Genomic DNA, 4,334 nt, shown 5'->3' on the forward strand with positions numbered 1-4,334 from the left:
AAAGCTATCAACAAATTCTTCTAAGGACTCATTTAAATCAATATAAAATGTGGGCTCGTTTTCTACCTTTATAGCAAGAGCTAATATATTATCTTCTATATAATTAGAATCTTCTATAAGAAATTTAAATGAAAACTTCTTATTTTCTTTTATTAAATCTACTAAATCATCAAAGTCATTACTTACAATATCTTGATGTTCTATATGGAAATCTATTTCTTCTTCTACTTCCCTATACTCCTCTGGTATCTTATCTAAGAGTCTTTTAAACTCAAACTCTTCATACATCTTTAAAAGCTCTTCGAAGTCTGGATCTTTAGTTTTTAAATCCTCTATACTTGCCTCTAAATTTACATTCGTTATGATCTGACCAAGTCGTCTACTCATATATGCTATGGCTTCATTTTCTATTAAGTTTTCTTTTAGTTTTTTTCCACTTACTTTATCTATATTCTCATATACGCCTTCGATATTCTTAAATTCTTTTACAAGTTTTAAACCAGTCTTTTCACCAACTCCTGGAACACCTGGAATATTGTCCGATTTATCTCCCATAAGACCTTTAAGATCTACAAGCTCCTCAGGGCTTATACCATAAACTTCTTTTATTTTTTCTCTATCAAACATTTCCATATTTGTTATGCCTTTTCTAGTTATAAGAACCTTTGTCTTATCAGTTGCAAGTTGTAAATAGTCCTTATCACCTGTAACAAGTATAGTCTCAAAGTTTTCCTTCTCACCTATCTTTGCAAGAGTTCCAGCTATATCATCAGCCTCATATTCGTCCATCTCTAAAACTACAACCTTCATAGCTTTTAAAACTTCTCTAATCATCGGAAACTGCTGAGCTAGTTCTGTAGGACTTTTATCTCTTGTTCCTTTATATTCTTTATATTCTTTATGTCTAAAGGTTGGCCCTTTTTTATCAAATGCAACACAAATATAAGCTGGGTCATACTCTTCTTTTATCTTATAAAACATAGTTAAAAATCCGTAAACTCCATTTGTATAAACCCCTTCTTTTGTAGTCAAAAGAGGTAGTGCATAAAAAGCCCTATGAAGTAGGGAACTTCCATCTATTACCATCAATTTTTTATTATCCATCATTCCACTCCTAATCTTTAATCGTATCTTTAAGTATATCTTAAAATAGACTCTAGGTAAACTATCCAAGTAAAATTAGCTATAAAAGTTAGAAGACTTTTGTAGCTAGTAAAATATTTACTTATTTTAAATATGGTTTTATTTATTTATCCATATATAGTATACTGTTAAAATAACAAGATAAAACAAGCGGGGGTACATATGAAAAAAATTATATTTATATTAACATTAATTCTAACCTTTTCTTCTTTATCAGTATATGGAGAGGAAATAGTTGAAGAAGATCAATACTTAACAGAAAAAGCAGTAATAGTAGAAGCAGGACCAATAGAAGATAACAATATTGATTCTTTTGATGGAGGAACTCAATTTGTAACAGCAAAAGTTCTAAGCGGAAAATATAAAGATGAGCTCTTTGAAATACAAAACGATCTATCCAACAATGAAGTATACGATATAGTAGTAGAAAAGGGCGATAAAGTAGTAGTTATGATAGAAGAATATGAGGACAATACTGCTGCCGCCTTTATATCTGACTACTATAGAGTTAATTATACGCTTTATCTAGCAATTATATTTGCTGTATTGCTTCTTGTAATAGGTAGATTAAAAGGCTTAAAAGCTATTATATCTTTAGCCTTAACTATGGCATCTATCCTATATATACTACTGCCAGCCATACTTAAAGGAGCAAACCCTATACCTATATCTATTATGATTTCTATAGGCGTTACTATAATCACCATATTTCTTATAGGAGGAATAAACAAAAAATCTATATCTACCATAATAGGTACAATATCAGGTGTTGTAATAGCAGGCCTTATATCCTACTACATAGGAACTAAAATCAAACTAACTGGTCTTCACGCTGAAGAAGCCGGTATGCTTATGCATATACCACAAGGTATTAGCTTTAGTTTTAAAAACCTTCTGTTTTCTGGAATAATATTAGGAGCTCTAGGAGCTATAATGGATGTTGGAATGTCAGTTTCTTCTTCTATTGATGAAATCCATAAAGCCAACAATAATTTGAGTCAAAAAGAACTATTCAAATCTGGTATGAATGTAGGAAAAGATATTATGGGAACCATGACAAATACATTGATCCTAGCCTATGCAGGTAGTTCTATTCCAGTCCTACTACTTTTTATGGCATATGAAACATCTATAACAAAGATACTAAATTTAGATATTATAGCTACAGAAATAATAAGGTCTCTTTCAGGAAGTATAGGGCTTATCCTTACCATTCCTATAACAGCTTTAGTTGCAAGCTTTCTAATTAAGAAAAATAAAAAAGAATCTAGTGAAAATTAATTTTCACTAGATTCTTTTTTATTTAAACTATCGTCTTATATACTTTCTTTTAAGCTTATTAATATTAGCAATTCGTTCTTCTGCTATTTTATTAGCCACTTCAGTAGTTTGGATATCTTCTTTTTTACTAATTTCTAAAATTTTATATGTTAAATCATATATTTTTTCAGTTTTACTCATTACCCTGTCAACATTAACATTTCCTGCATCCAATGTGTCCGCCGCAGATATAAGTCCGCCAGAATTTATAAGAAAATCAGGTGCATAGATTATACCTTTATCATGTAAAAGATCTCCAGATTTTGAATCAGCTAATTGATTATTTGCAGAACCTGCTATAATCTCACACTTAAATTTTTCAATAGTTTCTTCATTAATTACACCGCCTAAGGCGCAAGGTGCGAAGATATGACATTCTTGGTCGTATATCTTGTCTGCGTCTACTACTTTAACATTAGGATATTTAGAAAGAATCTCTTTAGTGCTTTCTTCACTCCTACTGCTTACAATTACTTTTGCTCCTTCTTCTACCAAATACTCTGTAAGAATACTTCCTACCTTACTAAATCCTTGAATTGCTACTGTTTTGTCTTTTAATGAATTGTTTTCATATTTAAATTTAGCAGCAGCTTTCATGGCCATATAAATTCCATAGGCTGTTGGTCTTGAAGGATCCCCATATCCCCCATGTTCTTCAGTAAGACTTACAACATAATCCGTTTCATTTGAAATTTCAACCATATCATCACTATTTGTTCCAACATCCGGGCCAACATAATATCTTCCATTTAATGTTTGAATGAATTTTCCAATATCCCTTAATAGTATCTCATTTTTATCCTTTTTAGCATCTCCAATAACTACAGTCTTGGCTCCACCATGGTTTTCTCCTGCCACTGCACACTTATATGTCATGCCTTCGGCTAGACGAAGAACATCTTTAAGAGCTTCATCTGTACTTTTATAGTCTAAAATTCTACATCCACCTATGGCTGGTCCTAGTGTAGTATCATTTATAGCAATTATAGATTTTAACCCTGTTTCTTTGTTGTAGTTAAATACAATTTGTTCTGTACCATTCTTTCCCATTTCCTCAAATATATCTATACTCATACACTGCCTCCTCTATAGTTTCTTTTAAATTTTCCATATTAAATCTAGTTATAGTATTTAACATTTATTAATTTAATTTCTATAGTCTATATTATATTTTAATATTCCCATAATTTCAATAATATTATATGATAAAAGAAAGTTTAAATTATTTCATAAATCTATAATTTAGAAATAATATTTTCTAAATCCTCATAAATTCCTTCACTTCTTGTATCAAATTTAAACTGTATATGATCGTCATTCAAATATACTCTTCCATCAGAAACAATCTTAATCTCCGATTGTTTGCCATCAGACTTAAAATAAATAGTAATATAACTTAAATCATCATAAGGAGATGATGTCTTACCAGCTGGTAAATAAAATTTTTCTTCTATTATATCTTCTATCTTTTTATATGTATCAGAGGAATACGAAATATCATAGTTATATATTTCACCTTCATTTACAAAAGTTACTTTTAGTGGCTCATTTTTATCGAACCCTATATATGTCCTTGTAAAATAAAGCACTATAAAGATAGCTGCTAAAGCTACTACTCCTACTATCATACCTTGTTTTTTTCTTTCATCCAACATATCGCCCCCCATTATTAACCTGAAACATAAATATTTTTTGTTTTTCTTTCTAACCATTTTTATTCAACCTCAGAGACAACTAATACAAATACTATTATTCCTATTTTTCTATTGTCTCTTAAATCAAATTTATACACTGTTCTTATAATTGTATAGTAAAATAATGGAATGGCAACCCTTTTTTAGACAATAATCTACTTAACACAGATTTAGTTT

General features: G+C 30.0%; 4 protein-coding genes. 1 reads left to right on the forward strand and 3 read right to left on the reverse strand.

The genetic code is table 11. The features are described from left to right. Positions 1 to 1,104, reverse strand: a 1,104-nt coding sequence (locus ACTHW2_RS11245; RefSeq protein WP_442264015.1) for a 5'-3' exonuclease, incomplete at its 3' end; no start/stop codon positions are given. 201 nt (positions 1,105 to 1,305) lie between these two features. Here ACTHW2_RS11245 and ACTHW2_RS11250 point away from each other — a divergent pair. Next, positions 1,306 to 2,424: a YibE/F family protein gene (locus ACTHW2_RS11250; RefSeq protein ID WP_442264016.1), complete on the forward strand. Its 1,119-nt coding sequence runs from the start codon at positions 1,306 to 1,308 to the stop codon at positions 2,422 to 2,424. A 27-nt stretch (positions 2,425 to 2,451) separates the two neighbouring features. Here ACTHW2_RS11250 and ACTHW2_RS11255 read toward each other — a convergent pair whose 3' ends face one another. Further along, entirely contained in the window at positions 2,452 to 3,537 is a 1,086-nt protein-coding gene (locus ACTHW2_RS11255; RefSeq protein WP_442264017.1) for a Glu/Leu/Phe/Val family dehydrogenase, read from the reverse strand. A 161-nt stretch (positions 3,538 to 3,698) separates the two neighbouring features. Further along, positions 3,699 to 4,115 carry a hypothetical protein gene (locus tag ACTHW2_RS11260; protein ID WP_442264018.1) on the reverse strand — a complete coding sequence of 139 codons (417 nt, stop codon included), beginning with the start codon at positions 4,113 to 4,115 and terminating at the stop codon, positions 3,699 to 3,701. Positions 4,116 to 4,334 lie beyond the last annotated feature (219 nt).

Origin of the sequence: Tissierella sp. (assembly GCF_052089545.1) — a bacterium.
Lineage (GTDB): Bacteria > Bacillota > Clostridia > Tissierellales > Tissierellaceae > Tissierella_A.